Below are 1,800 nucleotides of genomic sequence, written 5' to 3'. Positions count from 1 at the left end.
TCCGCAGCGGAGCTCGCCGCCGGCTGTTCGGTCGACCTGGGGTTTGAGCGCTATCGGTTCCCGGGCTTCCCCGTGCCCCGCGGCGAGACGCCGTTCTCGTACCTCTCGTCGCTGTGCTGGGAAGGGGCCAGGCACCGCTATCACCCCATGACGCCGGCGGTCGTCAACCGCCTCGCGCACGAGCTCGAGGTGATTGAGCGGGCCGGGCTCGCCGAGTTCTTCCTGATCTGCTGGGACCTCATGCGCTTCGCGAAGGAGCAGAAGATCCCCGCCCAGGGCCGGGGGAGCGCGGCCAGCTCGATCGTGGCGTACACGCTCGGCATCAGCCGGGTCGAGCCGATCAGCCACAACCTCCTGTTCGAGCGGTTCATCAACGAGGGCCGGACGACGTACCCCGACGTCGATATCGACTTCTCGAGCGAGCGGCGGGAGGAGGTCATCCAGTACGTCTACGGTCGCTACGGTGCCGAGCACACCGGGATGGTCTGCAACCTCGTGACCTACCGGGCCCGGTCGGCGGTCAGAGAGGTCGGCTACGCGCTGGGGTTTCCGCGGCCCATCGTCGACCGGGTCGCCAAGGCGCTCGAAACGTACGACAGCGTCATGGTCCGCCGCGATCTCGAGGCGGACGGCGGTTTCGCCGAGTTCTTCCGACGGCCCGGCGAAGAGGAGCCGGCCGAGTCGGCGGCACGCGAGGCGGCGGCGCGCGGTCTGGTCGACGGGATGGGTCAGCTGAACCACACCAGGGTCGGAGTCCCTGGGCGGACGGCTTTGGAGACCTCTGCCGCGGACCCCGGAAGACTCGCGGCGGGCGAAGAGCTCATGGATTGGATGGGCCAGCTCAACACCAGGGTGCCACTAATCGGGAAGGTGCCGCCCTGGCGCCAGCCGCCGAAGCCGGTGGACCCAGATGCGCCAAAGCCGTTCGCCTGGCTGCGGGAGCTGGAACGGAGTGACGTGCAAGGTACCCAACTGGTGGGTGATCACGCTGCCGCGATCGGCCCTTCACGCTCGGGGATGTGGGAAGGGGCGCCGGAGTCGCCGCCGTCGGTTCGGCCAGGCGGTCGGACCGACGACGAGGGCGGCCCCGGCGATACGCCGGCAAGCGTGGCGTGGCTGCGGACCGGCAAGGGGACGGGCTACGCGTCCGACCGCGAGCGAGTCCTCGGGCCGATGGCGTCGCGGAGCTCCGCCTCGGACCTCGGAGCACCAATCGCGGATCCGCTCATTGCGCCGGCGATGGTTGCCGGCCGGGAGATCGACCCGGAGAGCGGCATGCCGCTGCCTCCGCCGCGGGCCACCGATCGGGGCGCCAACTCCTCCGTTGCTCGGGTCGAGCCCGAGCCATCGCCCCAGGCCCGTGGCGGCAGCACCCGCAACCTGTCCGACTGGGAGCGCTGGCTGGAGTTCTGCGCCCGCATCGACGGCTTCCCGCGCCACCTGAGCATCCACAGCGGCGGGATGCTCGTCACCGCCGCTCCGCTCATCGACATCGCTCCGCTCGAACGGGCCACGATGCCCGATCGGGTCGTCGTCCAGTTCGACAAGCGCGACGTCGAGACACTCAAGCTCATCAAGCTGGACCTGCTCGGCCTGGGCATGCTCGCCGCCATCGACGAGACGCTCCAACTCGTCGAGCACGATTGCGCCGTCTGCCTCGACCTCGATCGACTGCCCGAGGAGATCCCGGAAGTCTTCGAGATGCTCCAGGCGGCCGACACGGTGGGCGTCTTCCAGGTGGAGAGCCGGGCCCAGATGCAGACGCTGCCGAAGTCACGGCCGGGGAGCCTGGACGATCTC

At 69.7% G+C, this 1,800-nt stretch carries 1 protein-coding gene; it reads left to right on the top strand.

Translation table 11 applies throughout. The annotated features are described in order from the left end of the window. Positions 1–1,800: hypothetical protein (locus tag VGW35_17335; protein HEV8309426.1), on the top strand; the 1,800-nt coding region annotated here is incomplete at both ends.

This window comes from Candidatus Methylomirabilota bacterium (assembly GCA_036005065.1).
Lineage (GTDB): Bacteria > Methylomirabilota > Methylomirabilia > Rokubacteriales > DASRDR01 > DASYQW01.
Note: the sequence above shows the minus strand (reverse complement) of the source record. Positions and strands in the feature narration are given on the sequence as shown.